Raw genomic sequence first — 24,347 nt, 5'->3', positions numbered from 1 at the left:
CGGAGTAATTTCTTTGTCTCAGAATAATTCAATTTATGAAGTCCACGACGAACGCTTTAAACATCTGATCATATCAAGCGCCGATCTCGATGAACTTTACAGCGATTGTCGCTGGGCCGAAGGTCCGGTCTGGTTTGGTGATCTGAATTGCCTCCTATGGAGCGACATTCCCAACCAACGTATTTTGCGCTGGGTGCCGGATGGAGGCGTATCGATTTTCCGTCAACCTTCGAATTTTGCCAATGGCAATACGCGCGATCGTGAGGGAAGGCTTGTTTCCTGTGAACATGGCGGACGCCGTGTCACTCGTACTGAATTGGATGGTAGCATCACAGTGCTTGCCGACAGCTATCAGGGCAAAAAACTCAACGCACCCAATGACGTTATCGTGCACTCGGACGGTTCCGTCTGGTTCACCGATCCGACATACGGGATCATGGGTGATTATGAAGGCTACAAAGCAGAGCCTGAACAGCCGACCCGCAATGTCTATCGTCTTGATACGAAAAGCGGCGAACTGACGGCGGTGATAACCGACTTCCGTCAGCCGAACGGCTTAGCCTTTTCACCAGATGAAACAAGGCTTTTTGTGGCCGACAGCGCCTTTAGCCACGATGAAAAAGCACCGCGCCATATCCGTGTTTTTGACCTGATCGACGGCGGCAATCGCTTGACCGGCGGTAAGATTTTTTGCACGATTGATAATGGCCTGCCGGACGGCTTCCGTTTTGATACAGACGGCAATCTCTGGACAAGCGCGGGCGATGGTGTGCACTGCTTTTCACCGGAAGGAAAACTTCTGGGCAAAATTAAAACGCCGCAAACCGTCGCCAATGTCACGTTTGGCGGCGTGCGTAGAAATCGACTTTTCATCACAGCGACCAAATCGCTGTATGCGATCTATCTCACCGCATCAGGCATATGAAAACAAACCCTATGATTCTCATTGCAAGAAAACTGGAAAAGCTATCCGAAGTGCATCATGCCTATGGTGAAGGATCAATTTGTAGATATCGGCTCCTACCAAACCGTAGTTATTGGTTTCCCGATCTGGGGAATCACAGCACCGCCAGTAATCCCGTCGTTCCTTTCAATGCATGATCTTTCAGGCAAGCTCATCATTCCGTTCATCACTCATGGCGGTTACGGCTTGGGCAACAGCTTAAGTTTGATCGGCCAACATTCTCAGGGCGCGGAACTTGTCGAAGGGTTTTCAATGGAAGCCCCCACAAGAGCGTCTGACAATCAAGCAGGTTATGGGATGGCTCGATGCTCTTCGTGACTAGAGGTGAAGAATAGGTTACTGCGGAGTCGAGCAGATCGCAAAAACCCATGTGGCATGATGGTGGCGATATCCCTATGAGTGCCACAAGCATTTTGTAAATGTGTTGGTGTCAGACTACGGCGTGTGATTGACTGGCAATGAATACATCGCCCAATTACAGGGGCCATTGGTTCATATCCCTTCAAGTGTTTTACAGACCATGTTGTCGACGGTAAGGAACACCTGCGAATCTCGACTGCTTACAAGCATATCTTCAGGCATTATATAATCGGCTCACTGCCGCTATTTAAGGCGATGGACCAATCCAGACATCTATTCAGCAATATTTGTTAGCCTTTCCGGAGTACCGCCTTAACCCGGTTGCTCAATACGGCCTTATCAGATGGCGAAAATGACCTTGACCGCGCGGATATCGATCGTTCACAAGATGTCGCATAGGTTAGAACTTCAGGAATATCTCTGGAAGTTTTAAGCCAAGCCTTAAGGACGTTGTCATGCATGAAATCATCTGCCCTCATTGTAACAAAGCTTTTAAGATCGATGAGGCCGGATATGCGGACATCCTGAAGCAGGTTCGTGACGGTGATTTCGAAAAGCAACTGCATGATCGTTTGGAATTGGCCGAACAGGACAAGCGCAAAGCAGTTGAACTGGCACAGGCTAAGGTCGCCAGTGAATTGCAGAAAACTACTTCTGCTAAGAATTTTGAAATCCAGGAATTGCGCGCAAAGCTTGATGCAGGTGAAGTAGCGCGGAAACTTGCGGTCGCAGAGGCTTTGAGTGAGATCGAAAAGCAGCGCGACAAGCTGGTGAACGAACTTGATAACGCTAAACGCGATCAGGAAGCGATGTCCAAATTAGCCGAGGCCAAGCTCAGTTCTGAATTACAGAAAGCTGCATCAGCGAAGGATGCCGAGATCCAGAGCCTGAAGGCGAGGATCGACGCGGGGGAGCTTTCCCAGAAACTCGCAGTCACTCAGGCGGTCACTGCGATTGAAAAAGAGCGCGAAGAGCTGAAGAACGGTCTTTCTCGGGTAGAGCTCGAAAAGAAGCTGGCTGAAACAGCTCTTAAAGACAAATATGAAACACAGCTCCGTGATCGCGATGACGCGATTGAACGTTTGAGGGATATGAAGGCGAAGCTGTCGACAAAGATGATCGGCGAAACACTCGAACAACACTGTGCCACCGAGTTTGACCGTCTTCGGGCGACCGCTTTCCCGCGCGCTTATTTTGAAAAAGACAATGACGCGCGCAACGGTAGCAAGGGGGACTTTATCTTCCGCGATGTCGATGACGGAGAGTCTGAAATCGTTTCTATCATGTTCGAGATGAAGAATGAGAACGACGAGACCGCTACCAAAAAGAAGAATGAAGATTTTTTCAAAGAGTTAGACAAGGATCGCAGCGCTAAGGGTTGTGAATATGCAGTGTTGGTTTCATTGCTGGAACCAGAGAGCGAACTCTACAACACAGGAATCGTAGACGTATCTCATCGTTATCCGAAAATGTACGTGGTACGTCCGCAATTTTTCATCCCAATCATCACGCTACTACGAAATGCGGCGATGAATTCGCTGAAATACAAGACAGAGTTGGCACTGGTGAAAGCGCAAAACGTTGACATCACCAACTTTGAATCTCAGCTCGACGATTTCAAATCAGCGTTCGGGCGAAACTGGCGTCTGGCTTCCGACGGTTTTGAAGAAGCAATCAAGCGTATCGACGAAGCAATCAAAGATTTGGAAAAGACGAAAGAAGCGCTTCACAAGTCAGCCAACAATCTTCGGCTTGCAAATGACAAGGCTGAGGACCTGACTGTCAAGCGCCTCACACGTGGTAATCCGACCATGGCTGTGAAATTTGCTGAACTCCAGTCCGGAGTCACGGAAGGTGATTGAGAGAGCCGCCGATTCTTGACTGCTATCCGCCAATATCATCCTTTGTAATTTCATGACCATTTCGCGGGATTAGCAGACATTACGCAAGTTCACGGAGTACTTCTTCCGGCTTAAACGGCTTAAACGGCTTACATCCAGTGACCGAAAATGCTTAATAGCAAAAATGACACAACCTACACTCGACCAGATCGAACAACTTGCTGTTGCGTTTGAGCGATTTACCCGCCGCTTCAAGGTCGCGGAGGCTGCGGCAGCGATGCAAAATTCGCTCAACGCCCTAGACATTCAGGCGCTCATTTACATCGATGAGCATCCTGGCTGTAATTTGGGAGATGTTGCTCGGCACCTCCAGGTGGCTCTGACAACAATGTCGTCTTCAGTCGACCGGTTGGTTCGTCGGGAGATAATTGAACGGCAGCGGCCCGAGACGAACCGCAGATCGGTTGCCTTATTTCTTACCGATAAGGGGCATCAAGTAGTTGCAGGCTATATTGGTGGATATCGGGCTTCTTGCAAGGCAATGCTTGAGGCGCTCGATCCGTCTGACCAGACCAGTTTTTTGCGACTGACGCAGCAAATTGCAAATTACGACATTTGAATAATACGAAATTCGTAATATACCCCTGTCATCGAAACGATCAAGGACTTTCCGATGACATACACATCGCCTATCGCTCTCATTACCGGAGCAAATAAAGGGATTGGTCTCGCCATTGCGCGGCAACTAGGCAAAGCCGGACATATTGTTTGGTTGGGTTGTCGGAACATTTCAGGCGGTGAGAAGGCCGCTCGCGAACTGCGTGACAATGGGGTTGATGCTCGTGCTGTACAAGTTGATGTTACAGACGGTGTAAGTGTTTCCAACGCCGTAAAAGCTGTCGAGAGTGAGGCAGGCCGTCTGGACGTATTGGTCAACAACGCTGGCCTCATGTTCGGCTCACCGCCTTCACTTGCCGAGGAGTCAATTGATGAGATGCGGCGAATGTTCGATACTAACGTATTAGGGGTGATGCGGGTCACTCAAGCTTTCTTGCCATTGTTGCGCAAATCCAGGGCTGCCCGGATCGTGATGATGAGCAGTGGCCTTAGTTCGTTGACAGATGCCCTCGACATGCGGAGCGAAACGTGGACGGTTGGCTTTGGCGGGTATTGCGCCTCCAAAACAGCATTGAACATGCTGACCGTCAAGCTCGCGAAGGAGTTGGATCGGGAAGGGATCAAAGTGAACGCAGTGGACCCTGGTCTAACGTCGACCGACATGACAGGAAACGGACTCGGGCATTCTCCTGAAGAGGGTGCACGCCCTGCTGTAGCTCTGGCAACAACACACGCATATGGGCCCACAGCAGGTTTCTATGCTTGCACGTCATCGGGAGAAATCATTCAAAAGAGCTGGTGATACCTGTCTTGCCATACTAAGAGGCGCCGCCGCTAGTTCGGCGTCTCATTCATTTTACTGACACCTGTGCGTCGCTGTGGCTGGATGGTGAACTTGTCCGGATGCATGATCTCATTTTGCATGACGCGGGGCGCGATCTTCGTTCCTCCAGTCACGCTCTGACCATTGCCCGTGATGTGTTGCAGACCCGCCGACGCATTGTAGAGCAGGTGCCAGACTGGGCGCTCAGCCCGAACGGCTTGCGCAGTTAGGAACAGGCGGAGCAAGCGTGCCCTACATCTGTGCGCATCTGTCTTATGCAGCGTGACGATAAATCAAAGCTGGTAAATCGCGTAATCGCATCCGCAATCCGAAGCCACCTCAGTCAGACCGGACAACGCTCCAATAAGTTATATAAGTTCTTTGTCGATAAAACATTTAATAATTACAATTATTTCGATATAAACAATCCTGTGACGAGCACATAATTGACTGACGGCGTTTAATCAATGTGCAAAAGAAATTATCAATGAAAGTTTAAATGATGAAAAAAAGAAAATCTTTTAAAATTATATCTTTGAATGTATTGATATTATCTTCATTGTACTCGAATGCGTTTGCTAGTTATGGTTTTTATGTTGGAAAAAATCTGACTGAAGATGGATCTGTACTGATTGGCGGTACAGGTGAGGAAGTTTCTGGACATTGGTTGACTGTTGTGCCAGCTAAAGACCATCCTAAAGGTGCGACAATGTCTGTAGGAGCAACTGATAAGGCCTATATGCCAGGCAAACTCATTGAAATTCCTCAGGTTCCTGAAACTTTCAAATACATAAACATGAATTATAGCGATTTCGAAGGCTTTCCAGCACCGCTGACTAATGGTGGTTTGAACGAGTACGGCGTTGCAGTGCGGGATATCTGGTCGAACTCACGCGACGAACTGGTTGAAATGACACCAAACCCGCAAACGGGTCCACAATACAGCGATCTGGCACGCATTGCTTTGGAGCGTGCTAAAACGGCGCGTGAAGCCGTCGAGATTATCGGCGATCTTATCAATAAGCATGGTTATACGACTTACGGCGGTAACTCGCACCTGACTGCCGATAAGAATGAAGGTTGGGTAGTGTTGCAGTTCGCGGGCGGCAAAGGCTTATGGGTCGCTGAGCGCTTAGGTCCAGATGATGTGCGCGTTTCATATCCTGGTTATATTGGCGATATTCCAGCCGACATCACTGACAACAAGGACTACATGGCTTCCCCGAATTTTTATGATTTCGCCATCGAGCAGGGTTGGTGGAAACGTGATGGCGATAAACCGTTTAATGTTCATGCCGTCTATAGCGAACAAGACCGCCCTATGCGAACCGGTCAAAAGCACTGGACAATTGAAACCGTGGAAAAAGAACTCCACGATATGGCGCCGGTCACACTGAAAAAAATGATGAAACTGGTCCGTGATCCGCGTGTATCAACTGAGCGTTCCGGTTATGGTGAAGTTGCTCAGCTGCGTGATACAACGCATTCAGGTTTGAATTTGCTGTGGGTTGCACCAACAGGTTCGGTGACAGCGCCCTTTGTGCCTTACCATATAGGTATCAACAAGGTCATGCCAGAATATGGCATTCATCGATACCTGTTTCGCGATGCTGGTTCCACTTTCCTGAATGCCGAATATCAGTCGCAGGAAGCGACACAGTTTGCGGGACGCTTGTTTAAGCGGATTATGTACCATGCGTGCGCAAATCCAGAAACATTCATGCCTGAAATAACCCAAGCCCTTGAAGCCTTCGAAGCTAAGCAAATCGATGACATTCCTGAAGTTCAGGCGACAGCTGACATCCTTTACACGGCTGAAAAGCCCGAGCTGGCTTCTAAATATTTGACCGATTACAGCGTTAGTCAGTCAGAACGAGCATTAGATCTTGGTGAAGCACTGCTTGCGTCAATCGAAGCGCGTTCGAAACTCCTCTACGGCATTGAAACCGCTGAAGGCACTGCTATCAATGCTGAAGGTACTGACATGCCATGCCGTAAAAAGTAAATTCCACCAACCGAACAATACATTAAAACTGATGCACGGACCTTTTGACGGTTCGTGCATTCTTAGCTTTCGTCAAAAAGTCGAACGATTAGTCTCAACATCTGGTTCGTAAATTAAACTACAGCTTTTTAGACGTTCGTTAGCTTCACTCTCATAGATCAACGCGTACTATTGAACGAAAACGCATAACTTGGATTCAAGAACGGTCGTAAAGCAGCCGAAATCAAGGTTCCAAAATACCAGGGATTTCCGTAGTTCAGTACAGAGATATTTTCATGGGTTTGTTGGCGGTTTAGTAAGAGGATTTTCAAGAAGCCATAACCAGTTCTGTGCGGGCGTTGAGCTGCGGATGCCAATACTCGGAGGTTTTTTTGCAAGTCCATAGTCATTGCTGAGCTAAGTTCTGCGCCTACTTTGGCAAAGCTACCCCAAGTGCACTATTCACGCTCATTAAAATATTCTTGATTGGCAATCAGTACGTCGGCCAATGATAGGGACGAGTGGATCTTATCGCTCCAAGGCGGAAAATGCGGTGACTTGGTGCATACAGAAATTTTCTATAGACTATGTAATTCATATGAATTACAAATAAGCTTTAAGTTGGAGAAACTTATGGCTTCTAACGCACTCGTTCAAACTCGCATTGATGCCGAAGTTAGAGATCGTGCCTCTGCGGTGCTTGAAAGTATGGGTCTTACGGTGTCGGACGTAGTTCGTATCTTACTCACACGGACGGCGAATGAGGGGGCATTACCGCTCGAACTTATATCAGGCAGCGAAGCGCACGATGCTTGGTTTCGCAGCAAGGTTCTTGAAGCGCTTCGCGACACGCGACCCGACGTGCCGGATGATGAAGTCACGGCTCATTTCGAAAGACGACGGGCGGCAGCGCGCCTTAAAGCAGCGGCGCTCAAGTCGTGAAGCTCACCTGGTCCGCATTTGCGTTATCAGATCGAGACGCCATCTTCACTTTCATTGAGGCGGAGAATCCCTCATCTGCAATCTTGGTCGACGAACGGATAGTCGCGGCTGCTCGTCGCTTAATTGATTTTCCGGCGAGTGGTCGGGTTGGCAGAATTGCCGGGACGCGGGAACTGGTGATAAACGGTACCCCATACGTCGTGGCTTATGCTGTAACACAATCGGCCGTTCGTATCCTCCGCGTACTTCATGGCGCACGGGAATGGCCAGATATGATTCCTACGAGCTAAGCTTCAAACTTTATTTCTGGGATCAACGGGGCGCCAATTCGCTTCTCTCCAAGATAGACGGGCGATATTGCCGTTGAGGAGGGCAATCAGCAAGAATCTTGGCTGGTTATCAATGTTGTCACCCGGTTGAATAATTGAACGGTAGAGTTCAAAACCCGTGAAACGCCATATCGAGCGCGGATACGATCTCGTCATGTGAAGCAGAAAGGTTTGTGACTGGGTTCTTTAATACCGGCACCGGAATTGCCGACATAAACTGTGTGACCAACACATGCTCGTCTCCTTCAATCTCGAAGCTCGGATTGAGCCGCTTCGCCGGGATGGGAGCCATCGCTTTAAGAATTAGAGGCTTTTCCATACTCGACCGAGGCTAAAGCGGGTTTCCAATGATGTCTTGTGGCTGTACTAGGTGTGTTATATCGAGCAATCTGATGGGTTATACGCATGCGCCTTCAGTCTCCATGGACTCCTCGTCTTTCAGATAATGGCAATACCCCCGCAAACAGGCTGGTAGAAGCTTTGTCAGAAGACATTCTCTCGGGGCATTTGCTTGGCGGCGACAGACTTCCTGCCCATCGGGATTTGGCCTGGAAACTGAACCTCGGAGTAGGCACAGTTACGAAAGCCTATGCGATGCTTGAGCGGCGCGGATTGGCGCGCAGTATAAAGGGCAGTGGTACATTCGTCGCCGTCTTTGAATCACGAAAGGGCCCTGCAATTGATTTCTCGGTCAATCGCTTGCCCGTTATGTTAAGTGATAGACTGTTGGCTGGTACACTTTCTGCAATTTCAAGAAAAATAAATTCAGCCCACGTCAATCTTTATCCCCCACCTGCAGGCCACGATGAGCATCGGCGTTTGTTGGCACGCTGGCTCGAAACCCTGAGCATTGAGGCGGAAGCAAAGAGGATCATATTAGCTGGAAGCGGGCAGCAGGCACTGTGGCTTGCTTTCGATATTCTGTGCGGTGGCAATGGATTGATTGTCACAGAACGTCTCAGCTATTCGGGAGCTATTGCACTTGCGCGCTATCGCGGCCATCCAATGCGGAGCGTTAATATTGATGACCAGGGTATGGTGCCGGATGATCTCGATCGTGTGCTATGCGAAGAAGAGAACAGCGGGCGCCGTCGCCTTGTTTATCTAACCCCTACGCTCCATAATCCTACGACGATTTCTATGGGAGCAAACCGGCGAAAGGAAATTGTGGACGTCTGCAATAAGCGAAACGTCCCGATTGTCGAAGATGGTGTCTATACACTGGGCGCCTCTCCCAATCTTCCTCCACTCGTCACCCTGGCACCGGATCGCGTCTTTCATGTAACGAGCCTCTCCAAGTCACTCAGTCCAGGATTGCGACTGGGCGTTCTGGTGTTGCCTTCAGGCTGGGAGGAATATGCCGAGGAAGCCTTACGTGCGCTGCCACTGTCTTCTTCGCCAGTAGACTATGCGCTTCTTGAAGAGTGGTTTACCAGTGGAGTTATGGAAACGGTGAGGGGCACTTTGCGTGCCGAGGCGCGGCAAAGAGCAAAACTGTCCCGGTCATTCTTCGATAACAGGACAATCATGACCGATGACTGTGCTTTTCATGCGTGGCTGCCAATGCCTCATACGGAAGCCGAAGCCTTCGAAAAGGCAGCGGCTACGCTTGGCGTTGTTGTTACAGAGCCGGACGCCGTGCGCGCTGATCGAAACGATAATGCGACGGGTATCCGGCTATGTCTGGGCGGGCTTGGTATGGAAGACCTCACCACAGGTCTAACATTGCTCTCGCGGTTGAAAATAGGGGATCATTCTTAGAAATAGACGTTACTCTGTAATTCCTAACAGCCCTTAAATCGGTCTCACCATTTAAAGCTGGAAGATACCATAACCTCTCTGCCATCTCCGTAAAGACACTTTGCAAATTCGCAAATAGCGTATTCTTCCTTGAAGAGGTTTGTGGCATTCAATGACAAGGTAATGTTTTTGGTCACTTCATAGCGAACCATTGCATCGACAAGCGTGTAGCCTGGTATTGGCTTATCTATGCCTGATGCGCTGGTCGATCCGGTGTATCGTACACCACCTCCAACGATCAGTCCGTCGATGCCCAACTGAGTTACATCATAAGTCATCCAGAGAGCAGCCTGATGATAGGGTGTGTTTTCACTGCGTTGGCCAAGTTCCAAAAGTTCTTCACTCTTGGTGATCCGGGCATCTGTGTATGAATATGAGCCCACCATGGTCAGATAATCAGTCAGCTCGGCTTTGGCTTCAAGCTCAAATCCACGCGCACGCCGCTGACCGATCTGTGTGAGCTCATCTGCGAGTGTACGGGTGACGATATTGTTCTGATCAAGCTGATAGACGGCTGCGCTGAACAACATATTCGTGCCGGGCGGCTGATAACGAATGCCGGCCTCAATCTGTTCTCCCGTCATAGGAGAGAAATTCATGTCTTCGACATATTCAGCCACAGAAATCGGGAAGAAGGATTGTGCATAACTCACATAGGGAGCCAGTCCATTCTCAGCTTCGTAAACCACCCCAGCGCGCCAAGTTGTTTTTTCAGAATTGCGGCTGATCGACTGGTTGTTCGCGTGATAGCCGAAATCCTGATCAGCCCAGTCGTGTCTTACGCCAAGCAGTACGTTCCAGCGTTCATCAAAGGTGATTTTGTCTTGCAGATAAATACCATGCTGTACGGTTGTTGTTTTCGCACCACGGTTACGAGCAGGGTCACGATTTACTGTGAAGCTTGCACCATAGACGGGATTGTTCAGGTCGATTGATGGAGCAGCTGCGCGAAAATTATCTGAATCATATGTTGTGTCGTAAAAGTCATAACCGACGAGCAATGAATGTGAGAGTGGACCTGTATCCACATCGAATGCAACATTCATATCATGTGTGAAGCCCTTCGCACGATCATGACGGTCGCTGTACTGGCGAGCCAGTATGCCTGTCTGTGCGACCTGATTAACGGCCTCGGCGCTCGTCTGGGCCATCATATAACGCCAGTCCAGGTCGGATTCGTAATAGCGTGATTTTGCCGAGAACCGAATATCATTGTCGAAACGATGGGTAAATTCGTAGCCCAGCGCACCCATATTAGTTTTCATCCGGTCATAGTCCGGCTCGCCAATAAAAGTGTCGCGGTCGAGGATGAATGGGCCATTACCGATGCCTTCCACAATCTCGTAGGGTAAGGCAGCGGGGAAACGTGTGCTGGTCTTCTGGTAGAAGCCAAGCATGGTCAGCGATGTGTCTTCATCAGGCTTCCATTCCAAAGCCGGGGCGATATAGATGCGGTCATTGTTCATGTATTCGACGTTGGTGTCGCTGTCGCGACCAAGAAAAGTCAAACGATATGACAATGTGTCGGTTATGGCATCGCTGAAATCTGCAGTAAGCTGTTTACGGTTATGAAGCCCGCCCTGAACCGAGACTTCACGCAGAGTCTCGGATGTCGGGCGTTTGCTGACGCCATTCACAAAGCCGCCCGGCGAAAGCTGGCCATAAAGAACCGAAGCCGCACCGCGTACAACATCGACGCGTTCAAGACCAAATGGCTCCTGCGTACCATCATAAGAGTTGTTCTGCAGCCTCATCCCGTCGCGCAGCATCCCACCGGTACCCGATTCGACGTCGAATCCACGAATTCTGAACCGGTCAGCGACGCGCGAGAATGGGCCGGGCTGTGCCGTGAAACTTGGTGTATAAGCAAGCACGTCAGCAAGAGTTTGCGCTTCGCGATCTTTGATTTCGGTAGCTGAGACTACCGACACTGATTGGGGCGTAAGCAGGATAGGTGTATCCGTTTTCGTGCCACTGCTGCTGACCTTAGCCACATATCCCTTAACAGATTCGGTTGAGCTGGCGTTATCCTGCACGACAATCGTTTGTAGCTGAATTCCAGCATTCGTTTCCTGTGCTGAAACACTGCTGGCTGCAAGCGCCATCATCGCGCAAGCGAGTGGAATGCTATATGGCAATGCTGACATGTAGGGCAGCCTGCCGATATTCGATTTCAGATGGTTTACCGGCATAGAATTCCCCAATAGCGATGCATGAATTAGTGGAGGCTGGGAGGCCGTCGCATAAACATGACAAGTACAGTCAACAAAGATATGCTCTCGCTATCATGTGATTCACTTTGAATAAATTAAAAAAGTGTCACAACACACTAATTGCAGCGCGCTCACTGTCGCGCGGATGATATGACGCGATTGGAAGAGCCTGTCAGAGCCGCTTCTTACAATTGCGCACGGAGTGCTGGCTATGTTCGAAATGAAGCGAGTGAACGTTTATCGTGGCACTCAGCATATTCTCCATGACATTGATCTGAAAATTCTTCCGGGGCGTTTTACCGCTTTGATCGGGCCGAACGGCTCTGGCAAGTCAACGCTTCTGAGCAGCATGGCGAACACGGTCGCGATACAAAGCGGTCATGTAGAGCTTGGATCTAAGCAGCTTGTTTCATACTCGAGACGCGAACTGGCCCGGCAAATGGCGTTCTTGCCGCAACATGTCCATACGCCGGTCGGAATGAGTGTGCGTGAACTACTTGCACAGGGACGGTTTCCGTGGAGAAGCTGGCTCGGTGGCTGGTCAAGTGAAGACGAAGACGCTGTCTCGCGTGCCGTTGCACTTTGCGGCATTGAACAACTCATCGACAGACCATTGCAGAGCCTTTCAGGTGGCCAGTTGCAGCGGGCATGGATTGCAATGACTTTGGTTCAGGATACACCAGTTATTCTGCTCGACGAGCCAACGACATTTCTGGACGTTGCAAACCAGTTAAGCCTGCTTGATCTGCTGTCGGTCTTGCGCGATGCAGGACGCACAGTGGTTGCAATCCTTCACGACCTCAATCAGGCGGCACGTTATGCAGATCAACTTGTCATGCTGAAAGATGGGCGGGTGGTCGCAGAAGGCGCGACACAGCACGTTTTCAATGTGCCTAATATAGATAAAGTGTTTTCGGTGCGATCAAGAATGCTGGATGATCCGGAAACGGGAATTGCAATGTGCATTGCTTCTTCCTGGGCGTGAAGGGTAGATCCTTTGTCAGTTTATCTGCGTTCTTTTCAGTTCCTCGTCCTTTTTGTGCTGCTAATCGTGGCTGCAATCCTTCATCTGAAGTTCGGTGCGCGTCAGCTTGACTGGAGCGTGGTCTGGCAAGCACTTGTCGCCTATGTTCCGGCAGACCCATTGCATAATATCGTGATGGAAATGCGCATGCCTCGTTTGATCAGTGCTGTAATCGTCGGTGCAACCCTCGGTCTTGCAGGCGCGTTAATGCAGGCGGTCAGTGAAAACCCGCTTGCAGATCCTGGGCTGATGGGGGTGAACAGTGGTGCTGCCTTCTTTGTCGTTTTCGGTTTGCTTGTGCTCCCCGGTAATACGCTTGCCATGATACCGCTTCTCGCCTTTGCGGGGGCGATTGTTGCAGCAGCGATCGTTCTTCTGAACAGCGGATCGGACCCCAATCCGGTTCGCCTCGTTTTGTCTGGTGTGATGGTTGCGGCCCTGTTCAGTGCCCTGACCTCTATGGTTCTTTTGCTTGACCAGCAGGGGCTTGAAACTTTGCGGCGCTGGCTTGTTGGTTCGCTTGCTTTTGACAGTTCAGTGGCCCGCTGGCAGACTTTTCCATTGATCCTTCTCGCTGGATGCGTTGCAGTAGCGAACATTCCCGCACTTAATCTCCATCGATTGGGATCGCAATCGGCGGCGCTGATGGGGCTGAATGTATTGAGGATGCGGCTTTCATCACTTCTGGCGATCGTGCTTCTGGCCGGATCATCTGTTGCAATAGCTGGTCCTATTGGCTTTGTCGGTCTTATTGCTCCGCATATTGGGCGTATTTTTTTCGGTAATGACTATCGGTTCCTCGTCCCCGCAGCACCTCTGATAGGTGCGCTGCTTATTGTTACCGGTGACATCGTATCACGCACGGCATTGCGTCCACTGGAGATCAATACGGGTATTGTGACTGCCATTGTGGGCGGGCCCATTTTTATTGCTCTCGTTCTGGGAAGAGTGAAATAATGGCAGTGCAAACCCATATCACCAATTACACCCGCAATCGGTTTTCGCGTGGCCGGTTCATTCTGATTGCTGCCGCTGTGTTTCTTGTTATAGCCGGATTATTGGCAATAACGCTCGGCAGCTATCCTGTTGTACTAACTGAAATAATCGAGGCAGTTATAGCGCCCCAAAGCACTGATAGTATTTTGCGTAACATCGTGTTTCACACGCGTCTGCCACGCATATTGCTTGCCATTTTTTCTGGTATGGCGATGGCTCTTGCCGGAGTGATATTACAGGTACTGACACGCAATTCACTGGCTGCACCCGGATTGGTGGGGGTTGAGGCAGGGGCTGGTATCACAGTGCTGACTGCGCTCATTCTCTGGCCATCTGCGCTGGCTGTCGAGCTTTATCCGCTCGCGGCTTTGCTTGGTGGGCTGCTGGTTGCGTTGTTTGTTATCGCTCTTGCCTGGAACAAAGGGGTTTCGCCCTTGCGTCTCATTCTGGTAGGTGTTGGTGTAACAGCGATGCTCAGTGCATTAGCAGACCTGCTTATCACCTACGGTCGGATCGAGCATGTTGAATCGGCTTTGCTCTGGCTTGCAGGCAGTCTGCATAGGGCAGGGTGGGAAAATGTGCGGGGGCAATTTTTGTGGCTGCTTCTTTCCGGTGTTCCCATATTGTTGTTTTCCAGCCAGTTTGATCTGTTTCAGCTTGGAAACGCGGTTGCAGCAAGTCGCGGCCTGAATGTTGCGCGCTTTCAGATCATCGCACTTTTGCTGAGTGTGATGCTCACTGCTTCTGCGGTCGCGAACGTTGGTACAATGAGCTTTATTGGCCTCTTAGCCCCTCATGCTGCAAGGCTTCTGGTAGGGGAAAGGCATAGATTGCTTTTGCCTCTGTCTTCATTGATTGGCGCAAGTATTGTGCTTGTCAGTGACACAATCGGCCGAACCGTTTTCGCCCCGCTTCAGATTCCGGCGGGACTTGTGGTTGCAGTGATTGGCGCGCCCTATCTTCTTTATCTGCTGTCGCGAAAAGGAACGACCCGATGACCAGAACAGCGTCAGCTTTGTTTATTCTTATATGCAGTTTCGGCTTTGTTGTTAGTGTTCATGCAGAAGAAACAAGAACATTTACCAATCGTTTCGGCTCGGTTGAGGTGCCAGTTCACCCACGCTGTGTGGTGTCATTGCACGATTTCAGTCTGACAACGCAGTTGCTGGAATTTGGGGTTGTGCCTTGTGGTTCATCGGGCCGCAAGCGCTTGCTTGCGGATACAATTTATAGGGGGGCATCGCAGAGATACGATACGTCAGAAATCCAATATATCGGAACACATCAGGCTCCTGATATTGAAACAATTGCGGCATTGAAGCCAGACCTGATCGTAGGGTTGTCTTATCACGCAGCGCTTCGCGATAAGCTTTCAGCAATTACGCCCGTTGTACTGCTGCCTTTACGTGAAGAAGGCATATTAACCTATTCAGAGCAATTGGCTGATCTTGTTGGTAAGCGTCATCGCTATGATGAATTACATCGGGAATATCAGGATATAGTCGGTGAATTCGGAAGGCGCGTAGAGAAACCCGCTTCAATCACAGTGACACCGATGGAGATCTATCGCGACGGTTTCAGGATTATCGGGCGTGGTGGCATGGAACAGGTGATAAAAGATTTTGGTCTTGGTCATGTTCCCGCTTATGAGAATAGCGAAAGCGATATACCCTATAGCTTAGAACGCCTTTCCGACTTTGACAGTGATATCATCATCGACACTTACGAAGAAATGCTCGACGAAGAGGCAGAAATGCGCGCCTTCCGGTCGACTGTCCAGTGGCGCAATCTGTTTGCTGTTCGTAATCGTCAATTTCTGTATTTTAATCGTAGTCGCTACGGCGAAACGATGGAAGGCCTGATTGGTTCTGCGACTTTGCTTCTATCGCATATCGGCGAGCGGGAAATCCTCCGGCAGAAGCCTTAATAGGTTGTCAGGTCAACGGCGTAATTGAAACTGCACTCCAGCGTTCAACCTGATCCCTATTGCCGTCTGGCTCTAGCGTGCTGCAGCGTGTATTGACGTCAAACTGATCCAGCCTCAATTTGATCAGCAACTGTTGAGATTGAGTTGAGGCAATAATCTCAGCTTCAACTTCATTCGTGTTCCCTGCTTTGCGCTCAAGAACAACTTTCTCCTGTGGTCCAATCTCATTCCAAAATGAAAGCGCGGCGTGCTCGGCGACCTGTTCAAAGGCGTCGAGTTCAGGATTGCCTCTGTAAGCAGGCAGGAATGGAACGCCTTTGCTAAGGCATGACAGGAAATCGGAAACGTCTTTTGGTTCGAGACGGCCATATCTGGCGCGCTGTGGTAAAACGAGCAGCGACGCGGCAAAGCGACATCCGCCGATGTGCGTTGACTGTAGAACCCGGAAAACTGTCGGGTCTGCCTGATCACGCAGCGCTTTCCAGGTAGCAAAGCCATAACGTGCGCAGCAGGGATCCTGCTTTCCATCTGTACAGCACAGGATGGTAATGCGCTCATCGCGCTCTCCGCAGAGTTTACCTCCCGATGCCAGAACCAGCAATTGCTCGGTTAGGATGTCAGTCGTGGCTATTCTTAAAATAATGTTGTCGCATGAGAGAGCGATCTCATCTCCCTCTACGAGAGCCACATGGATACCAGCCTGATTGGCAGTCATCATTGCCTGAGAAAGTGCTTTGGACATGTCAAACGCATTCGTTCTTGGAACACGCCAGTGGCGTCGGGGCCAATGGAGGAGCGCGTAACGTGGCGCGGTCCCACCAGCCCCCAGCATAGGCTCACCACGTTCCAGACAGACGTCGCGACAAAATTTATGAGAACTCATTTTTAGCCAAGTTGTAAAAGTTCCTCACACGGCCGACGGTTGGGTAATCCAAAAGACACGATTGAGCTGTTCATACACATTCATTGTGCTTTGTCGCAACGATTAACCAACAGACATCTGAAAACGGTTAGTACTAGTCGCGAATTTCTGACTGGCACTCTGAAACCTTCGCCCGAAGTCTTTACCAAGAAGGGCGGGTTTCTGGCTATGGCAATTGGCTTTGTATTATATTGGCTGAAATGTAATAGGAAGCATTCTATTAGTTTCTGCATAGGCACTACGAGACACGTAGCCACACGATATTGCAGAGAATACTATAAACTTATTTTAGCCAAATCTTCAGCCATCTTTAGTTGAAGCCAGTCGCATATATCCAAGATCATGGCAGAACTTGCTTTGTGTTTAGGAACGATAAGACGGTGCATTCGCCCAGTCTTAAGTGGTTTACTTGAGGCAGCAACAAGCATTTTTTCGTTAAGGGCGCTTGCAATTACGCTGATCCAGCCCAGAGCAACGCCTTTGCCTTGAGTTGCGGCCTGCAAAATCACTGCATAGTCAGAAAACTGGTTCCACGTCCCGACTTCGCCGGTATTGAGAACGGTTTCACTTAGGAAGGGAGACCACTGGTCTCGTTTATGGTCGATTAAATGCAAAAACACTTGTTGTGACAGAGAGGCTATATCATCCACAGCGCCGCACCGTGCTAAATATTGCGGGCTGCAAACAGGCATGATGATTTCTGGCGCAAAATCCCATATCGCATAACGGGGATCATTATCTTCGACGATACGGGTGGCTATGTCGACGTCATTTGTGATCTCTCGCATCATTCCTGAAGCAAGCTCAAACCTTAAATCGACGTTGGGAAAAGCCTCGTTAAAGTCACCGAGCCTTGGAATAAGCCAGTGGGTTGCGAACGAGCTGGACATCGACATTGTTACAGATCGTTTACCTGCATTTTCCTTAATTCTTTTAATAACATTACCCATAGATGTCATGTTCTCACGCACAGAAGCAACTAAGAGTTGCCCTTCACGTGTGACGATCAATCCTTTGGAGTGGCGCTCAAAAAGCTGAAAACCTAACTCATCCTCTAATTGCGCAATAATTCTGCTTATGGATGGTTGGGTAACGTTAAATTCGACGGCGGCGCCTGTGAAGCTTCCATGTCTGGCCGCAGCTTCAAATACGAGCAGTGCGCGAGGTGATGGGATCATACGAGATAGAATTTCTGTCATGCGCTCAGCGTATATCATGAATACGTTTTTTCAAGCTACACAACATTAAATTTTCATTGAGAATAGAGCTAGGCAGGCTCCCTATAGGGTACTCACCCAAAACTGGCATGTTTGATTGTCATAATCAGAATGCAGTTCGGAGTTGCTACTGAATTTGAATGGAGCAAGTCCGTGAGTGTCGTGTCGATGACTGAACTGTCCCAGGACGCCGTGATAAACCGCGATCCGCTGTTGCAGCCTTTCCGATTAAAAAATCTGGTTTTGAAAAACCGTATCATCAGCACGTCACACGCATCCATGATGGATGATGGAGGAATGCCTCTTGAGCGCTATCAGCGCTATCATGAAGAGAAGGCAAAAGGCGGAGTTGCGATGACAATGATCGGCGGCTCCGCTATGTCCTCACGTGATTCCAGTTGGGGTGGTGGTCAGCTCAACGTACATTCTGACATTATCATCCCTCATCTGACAGCAATGGCCGAGAGAATTCATAAACACGGCTGCGCAATCATGTCTCAGGTTTCACACTTGGGCCGACGCGCTACGGCTTTCACGAGCGCTTGGTTGCCTGTCGTAGCACCATCACGTATTCGCGAAACGCGAAACCGCAATTTTCCGCGAGAAATGGATCAATACGACATCAAGCGGATAATTGCGGATTATGCGGAAGCCGCTCGCCGTTGCCGTGATTCAGGACTTGATGGAATTGAAACCGTAACTGGCGGCCATCTGATTGGTCAGTTTCTTTCGCCTCTCACGAATACGCGTTCTGATGATTTTGGCGGCTCTTTGCGCAACAGAGCCCGTTTTGGCATTATGGTTCACGAGGCAATCCGGGAAGCTGTGGGTGACGATTTTATTGTTGGTATAAGACTTGTTATCGACGAAGGCGGTGCAGGCGGCCTGACTGCAGAAGATTGCGCGAAGATTGCCGAAATTTTCGAAGAAGAAGGCCAAATTGATTACTTCAATAGTGTTTATGGCCGTATGGACTCCGATCTCTTTTTATCTGAACACAATATGCCCGGTCTCTTTCAAAAAAGCGCTCCATTTTTGAAAGAAGTGGAAGCATTTCGCGGCGCGGTAAAATTGCCACTTATACATGCGGCAGGTGTCCGTGATGTAGCGACAGCCCGGCATGCCATACGCGAGAACATTGTCGACCTCATTGGAATGACGCGTGCGCACATAGCGGACCCGCAAATTGTGAACAAAATTCTGAGGGGAGAAGAAGACCGTATTCGTCCGTGTGTTGGCGCATCTTACTGCCTTTATAAAAAGGTGCACTGTGTGCATAACCCGTCGAGCGGACGCGAAACCATTTTGCCGCACGAATTAGTCAAAGCGGAAATAATTAAGAAGGTGGTTATTATCGGTGGTGGGCCCGCAGGCTTAGAAGCAGCGCGAGTCTGTGCGGAACGCGGCCATGAGGTTGTGCTTTTTGAGGCAGCTTCTGAGTTGGGTGGCCAGATACGAATTGCGGCAGCGGCACATGAGCGCCGCGATCTCCTTGGTATTGTTGATTGGCGTACTGAGGAACTTGATCGTCTTGGTGTTGATGTACGTCTTAATTCCTATGTCGAAGAAAGTGATGTGCTTAGCGAAAATCCAGACGTGATTATCGTAGCAACGGGTGGCATTCCCGACACCGAATTTATTGAAGGTGGCGATCTCTGCACCAGTTTATGGGATATCCTGACCTCGGCAGTACCTGCCGCTGATGATATATTGATTTATGATGGAACGGGACGCCAGGCCCCCGCGTCCTGCGCACTCAACCTTGTCTCTAAAGGCAAGAAGATTCATTACGCTATGCTTGATGAAATGCTCGCGTTTGAAATGTCATATACCGACAAGTCTGGCTATCGTAAGAAGTTCGCTGAGCTCAACATTCCGAGAACCGTCGATGTTCGACTTATCAAAGTTGAGCGAAAAGATAATGGTTTGCGCGCTCATTTCCAGAATGAACTCACAGATGAACTGACAACCCGTGATGCGAAGCAGATTGTGGTCGATAATGGCACGCTACCTCTGGCTGATATGTTCATGGCGTTAAGAGATCAGGCATCAAACCTCGGTGAGACGCATTTCGACAGTGTCGTAGCGGCAAACGCCAATGCCATTTTGTCGAAAGATGCTTTCGAAATACACCGCATTGGCGACGCTATTTCCAGCCGAGATATATATTCTGCAATTCAGGATGCATTTCGGCTTAGCGTCTCGCTATAAACTTCAAAACAAAAAGAGAGGGTGAATTAGATATGTCGAAATTTGAAACGTCTTATGAGAATTTAAGTGTAAATGATAAGATCAAACTTGATCAAGATTTACGTTCGGGAGCATCTCGTCGCGATGTTCTGAAAATGCTTCTCGCGTCAGGTTTGGCTGCGACGGCTGCAGGTTCGATAGTGACGAACGCCACGCGTGCATATGCTCAAACACCTAAAAAGGGTGGTAAGGTTCGCGTCGCGACTTATGCCAGCAGTACAGCTGATACGCTTGATCCGGCTCGCGCTATCTTTAACATTGATTATATCCGTGTAAACAGTCTCTATAGTGGGCTTACACGTCTTGATGATACACTAACGCCACAAATGGAACTCGCTGAATCTTTTGAAACGAATGACGCTAAGAAGTGGGTTATCAAATTACGTAAGGGTGCGACATTCCACGATGGCTCAGATTTCACCGCCGACGATGTTGTGTTTTCATTGCAGCGGCATAAAGACCCTGCAACTGCGTCAAGCGGGAAATCTGTTGTTGACCAGATAAAGTCGATAACAAAGACCAGCGACTACGAAGTTACAATCGAATTAAATGCGCCGAACGCCGATCTACCTGCGCTTTTGGGAACCACGGCATTCTTGATCGTAAAAAATGGCACTGATAATTTCAACAAGGGTATTGGCACCGGTGCGTTTAAGTTAACAGAGTTTAGTCCCGGCACCCGCTCGCTTATGGTCGCTAACGAGAATTACTGGAAGCAAGGCAGCGGTCCTTATGTTGACCAGATTGAAATTTTCGCAATTCAGGATGAAACTGCACGCCTCAATGCATTGCTCGCTGGCGATGTGGACATTATCGCCAATGTAAATCCGCGTGCGACGACACAAGTAACCGGTGCAGGGCATCAACTTCTTCGTACGGTCGCAGGGCAGTATACAAACCTTATCATTCGTCTTGATCAGGATCCTGGCGTAAACTTCAATTTTGTCCAGGCAATGAAGCACCTTGTCAATCGCGACCTTATCAATAAGGCGGTATTTCGCGGTTTTGGGCAAGCGGGCAACGATCAACCAATTTCCCCATCAAGCCGCTTTTATCGCAAGGACTTGATGCCTACTGCCTACGATCCTGAAAAAGCAAAATCGCTTCTTGCTGACGCTGGACTTATTGGCAAGGCCATCCCAATTGTAGCTTCGACTGCGGCACAACAATCTGTAGAAATAGCTATGGTATTGCAACAAGCCGCCAGTCAGATTGGTCTTACGCTTGATGTTCAGCGCGTGCCTTCGGATGGTTATTGGTCAAATTACTGGAATAAAGCGCCAATATGTTTTGGGAATATCAATCCACGTCCTACGCCTGATGCAATGTTTTCGCAGTTCTATAAATCGGACGCGGCATGGAATGAGAGTAAGTTTAAAGATGAGAAATTCGATGCCTTGCTAACTGAAGCACGAGGCATTACGGATGACGCCAAGCGCATGGATATTTACGGCGAATTGCAGGGCATAATCAGCACTAAAGCCGGAACAATTATTCCTAGTTTCTACGAAGGCCTTGATGCGCACAATTCAAAGGTCAAAGGTATCCGCCCGATGCCGAGTGGAAATTTGATGGGTAATTCGTTTGCTGAGTACATCTGGTTAGATGAAGCTTGAGGCCTGAGAGATAGCTGCTCGGACTTATAACGCCCTTCAGTTTCAAACCAAATCGGGAACACTTCATCAGAGCCAGTAGATATCTAATTCTCATCTGGTGTCGTGTTGGTCGGCAACATAAGATTTATGTTGCCGACGTTTGATGTTGACACATTTAATTTGAATATTCGAGGTTTGTCATGAAATCTGTCATCGTCAAACCACTCGCTAAACGCCTCGTCGTTGCATTCTTTACGCTGCTCATTGTTGCGTTCACTATTTTCTTTGCAACAGCGATGCTTCCTGGTGATGTGGCTGAAATTCTTCTGGGGCAGGCAGCTACACCGGAGGCTGTTGCCGGACTTCGTCACGCCATGAACCTCGATCAGCCAGCGTTCTTGCGCTTTCTTTATTGGCTGGGAAATCTTTTGACCGGCGATCTTGGTGTATCCTATGCCAATAATGTGCCGATTTCTGATCTCATTGGTAACCGGCTCGTTAATTCGTTGAAGCTTGCCGGTGTGACGGCGGCGATTTCGGTTCCGATTGCATTGTTTCTCGGTATCACTGCCGCCATCATGCGCGGCACGATCTATGACCGGGTTGTTTCCATCATCACAATCTCGGTCATTTCGGTGCCTGAATTCATGGTCGCGACCATCGCCGTGATCGTGTTTGCTGTTTATCTTGGCTGGTTACCAGCACTGTCGATGGCCAATGAGGTGACATCGTTCTGGGGGCTTCTCAAGGTTTTTGCGATGCCGGTTATTACTTTGAGTTTTGTGATTTCAGCACAGATGATCCGCATGACACGTGCAGCCGTACTTGAAACGCTCAACACACCTTATGTTGAAATGGCGCTTCTCAAAGGCGCATCGCGCTCGCGCATGGTGATGGTTCATGCATTGCCAAATGCGCTTGGACCAATCGTCAATGCGGTAGCACTTTCATTGTCCTATCTGCTGGGCGGTGTCATCATTGTCGAAACCATCTTCAATTATCCCGGCATAGCCAAGCTGATGCTTGATGCGGTTGCAACGCGCGATCTTCCTCTGATCCAGACCTGCGCGATGATCTTCTGCTTTGGCTATCTCCTGCTCATTACGATAGCGGACATTATCGCCATCGTTTCCAACCCGAGGCTGCGATAATCATGACCGTTTCCGTTTCAAGTCAGCGAAAATCAAAGTCTCCGCGCTTCGGATATCGGGTTAATCTGGTTGGCACTGTGTCCTTCCTGATTATCTTTGGCTGGGCGCTCGTTGCGATATTTGCACCGTGGATTGCACCGCATCCTATTGGCGAGATTGTGGACTTCGACTTCTTCGGCCCGATGAGTGCGCAGTTCCCGCTGGGGACAGATTATCTTGGTCGCGATATGCTCTCGCGCATCATTTATGGCGCGCGCTTTACCGTTGGCATTTCGCTGGCGGCGGTGGTTCTCGCCTGCTTTTTCGGTGTAACACTCGGCATGATGGCAGCGGTTATCGGCGGTTGGTTCGATTCAGCGCTTAGCCGCTTTCTCGATGCCTTAACATCCATTCCAAGTAAGATTCTGGCACTTGTGATTGTCGCGGGCGTTGGCTCGTCCATTCCGATCCTGATCATCACCATGGCAGTTATCTATACGCCCGGTAGCTATCGCTTTGCGCGTGCACTGGCGATTAACATCAACACCATGGATTATGTGACGGTCGCCCGCGCTCGGGGTGAAAAGATCGGTTACCTTATTCGTTCGGAGATTCTGCCGGGGATTATCGGCCCGGTTCTGGCCGACTTTGGTCTTCGCTTTGTCTTTATCGTGCTGCTTCTGTCGAGCATGTCGTTCCTTGGTCTTGGTGTGCAGCCGCCATTTGCCGATTGGGGTGCTTTGGTAAAGGAAAACATTGGTGGTCTGTCCTTTGCAGCTCCTGCCGTTGTGTTTCCGTCTATCGCGATTGCAAGTCTCACGATCAGCGTCAATCTGCTGATCGATAATCTACCGCAGAAGATCCGCGACAGGAGTGAATGAATGAGCAATCTTGTTGAGATCAAAAATCTGCGTGTTGATGCAAAGACCGATTCAGGCCGCACCGTAGAAATTATTCGTGACGTAAGCTTTGAAATTGCGGAAGGCGAAATCGTTGCCCTTATCGGCGAAAGCGGTTCTGGCAAGACGACGATTGCTTTGACGCTGATGGGCTACACGCGGCCGGGTTGCCGGATCGTTAGCGGCAGCATCGACGTTGCGAAACAGAATATCGTTACGCTTTCCGAGCGCAAACGTTCAAAAAAGCGTGGTACCGAAGTGTCCTATGTGCCGCAAAGTGCTGCCGCGTCCTTCAATCCTGCGCATCGCATCATGGATCAGGTCATCGAAGTGACCAAAATCCATAAGCTGATGTCAAAGGATGAGGCGCGTAGAAAGGCGATTGAACTGTTTAAGGCGCTGGCCTTGCCAAATCCCGAAACAATCGGTGACCGCTATCCGCATCAGGTTTCGGGTGGACAGTTGCAGCGACTGTCGGCGGCAATGGCGCTTATCGGTGATCCTAAGCTGGTG

The 24,347-nt window shown here is 49.5% G+C and carries 22 protein-coding genes and 1 pseudogene; 19 read left to right on the top strand and 4 right to left on the bottom strand.

Going from position 1 to position 24,347, the window contains the following annotated elements; genetic code table 11:
- Positions 1-13 precede the first annotated feature (13 nt).
- The 9 genes and pseudogenes from CEV31_RS19470 (at position 14) to CEV31_RS19430 (ending at position 7,822) form a co-directional block, all read left to right on the top strand.
- Positions 14-925, top strand: coding sequence for an SMP-30/gluconolactonase/LRE family protein (locus CEV31_RS19470; protein ID WP_094509696.1), 912 nt, complete (start codon positions 14-16; stop codon positions 923-925).
- 57 nt (positions 926-982) lie between these two features.
- Positions 983-1,282 (top strand): flavodoxin, encoded by a 300-nt coding sequence (locus CEV31_RS19465; protein WP_235818193.1) that lies wholly within the window; start codon positions 983-985, stop codon positions 1,280-1,282.
- A gap of 497 nt (positions 1,283-1,779) precedes the next feature.
- Entirely contained in the window at positions 1,780-3,186 is a 1,407-nt protein-coding gene (locus tag CEV31_RS19460) for a DUF2130 domain-containing protein (protein ID WP_094509693.1), read from the top strand.
- A 163-nt stretch (positions 3,187-3,349) separates the two neighbouring features.
- Positions 3,350-3,784 carry a MarR family winged helix-turn-helix transcriptional regulator gene (locus CEV31_RS19455; protein WP_094509691.1) on the top strand — a complete coding sequence of 145 codons (435 nt, stop codon included), beginning with the start codon at positions 3,350-3,352 and terminating at the stop codon, positions 3,782-3,784.
- 54 nt (positions 3,785-3,838) lie between these two features.
- Positions 3,839-4,585 (top strand): SDR family oxidoreductase, encoded by a 747-nt coding sequence (locus CEV31_RS19450; RefSeq protein ID WP_094509689.1) that lies wholly within the window; start codon positions 3,839-3,841, stop codon positions 4,583-4,585.
- A 47-nt stretch (positions 4,586-4,632) separates the two neighbouring features.
- A pseudogene (locus tag CEV31_RS19445) lies at positions 4,633-4,833 on the top strand (RHE_PE00001 family protein); the annotation flags it as partial.
- 272 nt (positions 4,834-5,105) lie between these two features.
- Complete coding sequence (locus tag CEV31_RS19440) at positions 5,106-6,611, top strand: C69 family dipeptidase (protein ID WP_210190963.1); 1,506 nt, start codon at positions 5,106-5,108, stop codon at positions 6,609-6,611.
- Positions 6,612-7,223: 612 nt separating this feature from the next.
- Positions 7,224-7,532 carry a type II toxin-antitoxin system RelB/DinJ family antitoxin gene (locus CEV31_RS19435; protein ID WP_094509687.1) on the top strand — a complete coding sequence of 103 codons (309 nt, stop codon included), beginning with the start codon at positions 7,224-7,226 and terminating at the stop codon, positions 7,530-7,532.
- A complete protein-coding gene (locus CEV31_RS19430) occupies positions 7,529-7,822 on the top strand; it encodes a type II toxin-antitoxin system RelE/ParE family toxin (protein WP_094509685.1) in 294 nt (97 codons plus the stop codon). Before CEV31_RS19435 ends, CEV31_RS19430 begins: the two co-directional genes overlap by 4 nt.
- Positions 7,823-7,970: 148 nt before the next feature.
- On the opposite strand, the gene CEV31_RS19425 is transcribed toward CEV31_RS19430, so the two are convergent.
- Positions 7,971-8,180: a CcdB family protein gene (locus CEV31_RS19425; RefSeq protein ID WP_235818192.1), complete on the bottom strand. Its 210-nt coding sequence runs from the start codon at positions 8,178-8,180 to the stop codon at positions 7,971-7,973.
- An 86-nt stretch (positions 8,181-8,266) separates the two neighbouring features.
- Between CEV31_RS19425 and CEV31_RS19420 the strand changes: the two genes are divergently transcribed.
- On the top strand, positions 8,267-9,622 hold the full coding sequence (locus CEV31_RS19420) for an aminotransferase-like domain-containing protein (protein WP_094509683.1): 1,356 nt from the start codon (positions 8,267-8,269) through the stop codon (positions 9,620-9,622).
- Between the two features lie 44 nt (positions 9,623-9,666).
- On the opposite strand, the gene CEV31_RS19415 is transcribed toward CEV31_RS19420, so the two are convergent.
- Positions 9,667-11,808: a TonB-dependent siderophore receptor gene (locus CEV31_RS19415; protein WP_235818191.1), complete on the bottom strand. Its 2,142-nt coding sequence runs from the start codon at positions 11,806-11,808 to the stop codon at positions 9,667-9,669.
- 277 nt (positions 11,809-12,085) lie between these two features.
- Between CEV31_RS19415 and CEV31_RS19410 the strand changes: the two genes are divergently transcribed.
- From CEV31_RS19410 to CEV31_RS19395, 4 genes are read left to right on the top strand one after another with little or no spacing between them, the layout of a single operon-like run.
- On the top strand, positions 12,086-12,859 hold the full coding sequence (locus CEV31_RS19410) for an ABC transporter ATP-binding protein (protein ID WP_235818190.1): 774 nt from the start codon (positions 12,086-12,088) through the stop codon (positions 12,857-12,859).
- 12 nt (positions 12,860-12,871) lie between these two features.
- Positions 12,872-13,855, top strand: coding sequence for a FecCD family ABC transporter permease (locus CEV31_RS19405; RefSeq protein WP_094509679.1), 984 nt, complete (start codon positions 12,872-12,874; stop codon positions 13,853-13,855).
- Positions 13,855-14,892, top strand: a complete 1,038-nt coding sequence (locus CEV31_RS19400) for a FecCD family ABC transporter permease (RefSeq protein ID WP_094509677.1) — start codon at positions 13,855-13,857, stop codon at positions 14,890-14,892. Before CEV31_RS19405 ends, CEV31_RS19400 begins: the two co-directional genes overlap by 1 nt.
- Complete coding sequence (locus CEV31_RS19395) at positions 14,889-15,821, top strand: ABC transporter substrate-binding protein (RefSeq protein WP_094509675.1); 933 nt, start codon at positions 14,889-14,891, stop codon at positions 15,819-15,821. The genes CEV31_RS19400 and CEV31_RS19395 overlap by 4 nt, the downstream gene beginning before the upstream one ends.
- 7 nt (positions 15,822-15,828) lie before the next feature.
- Here CEV31_RS19395 and CEV31_RS19390 read toward each other — a convergent pair whose 3' ends face one another.
- Positions 15,829-16,563 carry a sucrase ferredoxin gene (locus CEV31_RS19390; RefSeq protein ID WP_235818189.1) on the bottom strand — a complete coding sequence of 245 codons (735 nt, stop codon included), beginning with the start codon at positions 16,561-16,563 and terminating at the stop codon, positions 15,829-15,831.
- A 455-nt stretch (positions 16,564-17,018) separates the two neighbouring features.
- Entirely contained in the window at positions 17,019-17,942 is a 924-nt protein-coding gene (locus tag CEV31_RS19385) for a LysR substrate-binding domain-containing protein (protein WP_094509738.1), read from the bottom strand.
- 186 nt (positions 17,943-18,128) lie between these two features.
- On the opposite strand from CEV31_RS19385, the gene CEV31_RS19380 reads away from it, so the two are divergent.
- The 5 genes from CEV31_RS19380 to CEV31_RS19360 form a co-directional block, all read left to right on the top strand.
- Positions 18,129-20,171, top strand: coding sequence for an oxidoreductase (locus CEV31_RS19380; protein WP_094509671.1), 2,043 nt, complete (start codon positions 18,129-18,131; stop codon positions 20,169-20,171).
- Between the two features lie 32 nt (positions 20,172-20,203).
- A complete protein-coding gene (locus CEV31_RS19375) occupies positions 20,204-21,826 on the top strand; it encodes an ABC transporter substrate-binding protein (RefSeq protein WP_094509669.1) in 1,623 nt (540 codons plus the stop codon).
- A 179-nt stretch (positions 21,827-22,005) separates the two neighbouring features.
- Positions 22,006-22,956, top strand: a complete 951-nt coding sequence (locus tag CEV31_RS19370) for an ABC transporter permease (RefSeq protein WP_094509666.1) — start codon at positions 22,006-22,008, stop codon at positions 22,954-22,956.
- A gap of 2 nt (positions 22,957-22,958) precedes the next feature.
- Entirely contained in the window at positions 22,959-23,816 is an 858-nt protein-coding gene (locus tag CEV31_RS19365) for an ABC transporter permease (protein WP_094509664.1), read from the top strand.
- A partial coding sequence (locus tag CEV31_RS19360; protein WP_143850993.1) for an ATP-binding cassette domain-containing protein occupies positions 23,817-24,347 on the top strand: 531 nt, incomplete at its 3' end.

The organism is Brucella thiophenivorans, from assembly GCF_002252445.1.
Classification (GTDB): Bacteria; Pseudomonadota; Alphaproteobacteria; order Rhizobiales; family Rhizobiaceae; genus Brucella; species Brucella thiophenivorans.
The sequence above is the reverse complement of the archived record's forward strand: the minus strand, read 5'-3'. Positions and strand labels throughout refer to the sequence as shown.

Excerpts from the sequence above, each read along its gene's own strand:
- CEV31_RS19465 (WP_235818193.1), top strand. The coding sequence starts at position 983 with ATGCCTATGGTGAAGGATCAATTTGTAGATATCGGCTCCTACCAAACC.
- CEV31_RS19460 (WP_094509693.1), top strand. The coding sequence starts at position 1,780 with ATGCATGAAATCATCTGCCCTCATTGTAACAAAGCTTTTAAGATCGAT.
- CEV31_RS19455 (WP_094509691.1), top strand. The coding sequence starts at position 3,350 with ATGACACAACCTACACTCGACCAGATCGAACAACTTGCTGTTGCGTTT.
- CEV31_RS19450 (WP_094509689.1), top strand. The coding sequence starts at position 3,839 with ATGACATACACATCGCCTATCGCTCTCATTACCGGAGCAAATAAAGGG.
- CEV31_RS19440 (WP_210190963.1), top strand. The coding sequence starts at position 5,106 with ATGATGAAAAAAAGAAAATCTTTTAAAATTATATCTTTGAATGTATTG.
- CEV31_RS19435 (WP_094509687.1), top strand. The coding sequence starts at position 7,224 with ATGGCTTCTAACGCACTCGTTCAAACTCGCATTGATGCCGAAGTTAGA.
- CEV31_RS19425 (WP_235818192.1), bottom strand. The coding sequence starts at position 8,180 with ATGGAAAAGCCTCTAATTCTTAAAGCGATGGCTCCCATCCCGGCGAAG.
- CEV31_RS19420 (WP_094509683.1), top strand. The coding sequence starts at position 8,267 with ATGCGCCTTCAGTCTCCATGGACTCCTCGTCTTTCAGATAATGGCAAT.
- CEV31_RS19415 (WP_235818191.1), bottom strand. The coding sequence starts at position 11,808 with ATGTCAGCATTGCCATATAGCATTCCACTCGCTTGCGCGATGATGGCG.
- CEV31_RS19410 (WP_235818190.1), top strand. The coding sequence starts at position 12,086 with ATGTTCGAAATGAAGCGAGTGAACGTTTATCGTGGCACTCAGCATATT.
- CEV31_RS19400 (WP_094509677.1), top strand. The coding sequence starts at position 13,855 with ATGGCAGTGCAAACCCATATCACCAATTACACCCGCAATCGGTTTTCG.
- CEV31_RS19395 (WP_094509675.1), top strand. The coding sequence starts at position 14,889 with ATGACCAGAACAGCGTCAGCTTTGTTTATTCTTATATGCAGTTTCGGC.
- CEV31_RS19390 (WP_235818189.1), bottom strand. The coding sequence starts at position 16,563 with ATGTCCAAAGCACTTTCTCAGGCAATGATGACTGCCAATCAGGCTGGT.
- CEV31_RS19385 (WP_094509738.1), bottom strand. The coding sequence starts at position 17,942 with ATGACAGAAATTCTATCTCGTATGATCCCATCACCTCGCGCACTGCTC.
- CEV31_RS19380 (WP_094509671.1), top strand. The coding sequence starts at position 18,129 with ATGACTGAACTGTCCCAGGACGCCGTGATAAACCGCGATCCGCTGTTG.
- CEV31_RS19375 (WP_094509669.1), top strand. The coding sequence starts at position 20,204 with ATGTCGAAATTTGAAACGTCTTATGAGAATTTAAGTGTAAATGATAAG.
- CEV31_RS19370 (WP_094509666.1), top strand. The coding sequence starts at position 22,006 with ATGAAATCTGTCATCGTCAAACCACTCGCTAAACGCCTCGTCGTTGCA.
- CEV31_RS19365 (WP_094509664.1), top strand. The coding sequence starts at position 22,959 with ATGACCGTTTCCGTTTCAAGTCAGCGAAAATCAAAGTCTCCGCGCTTC.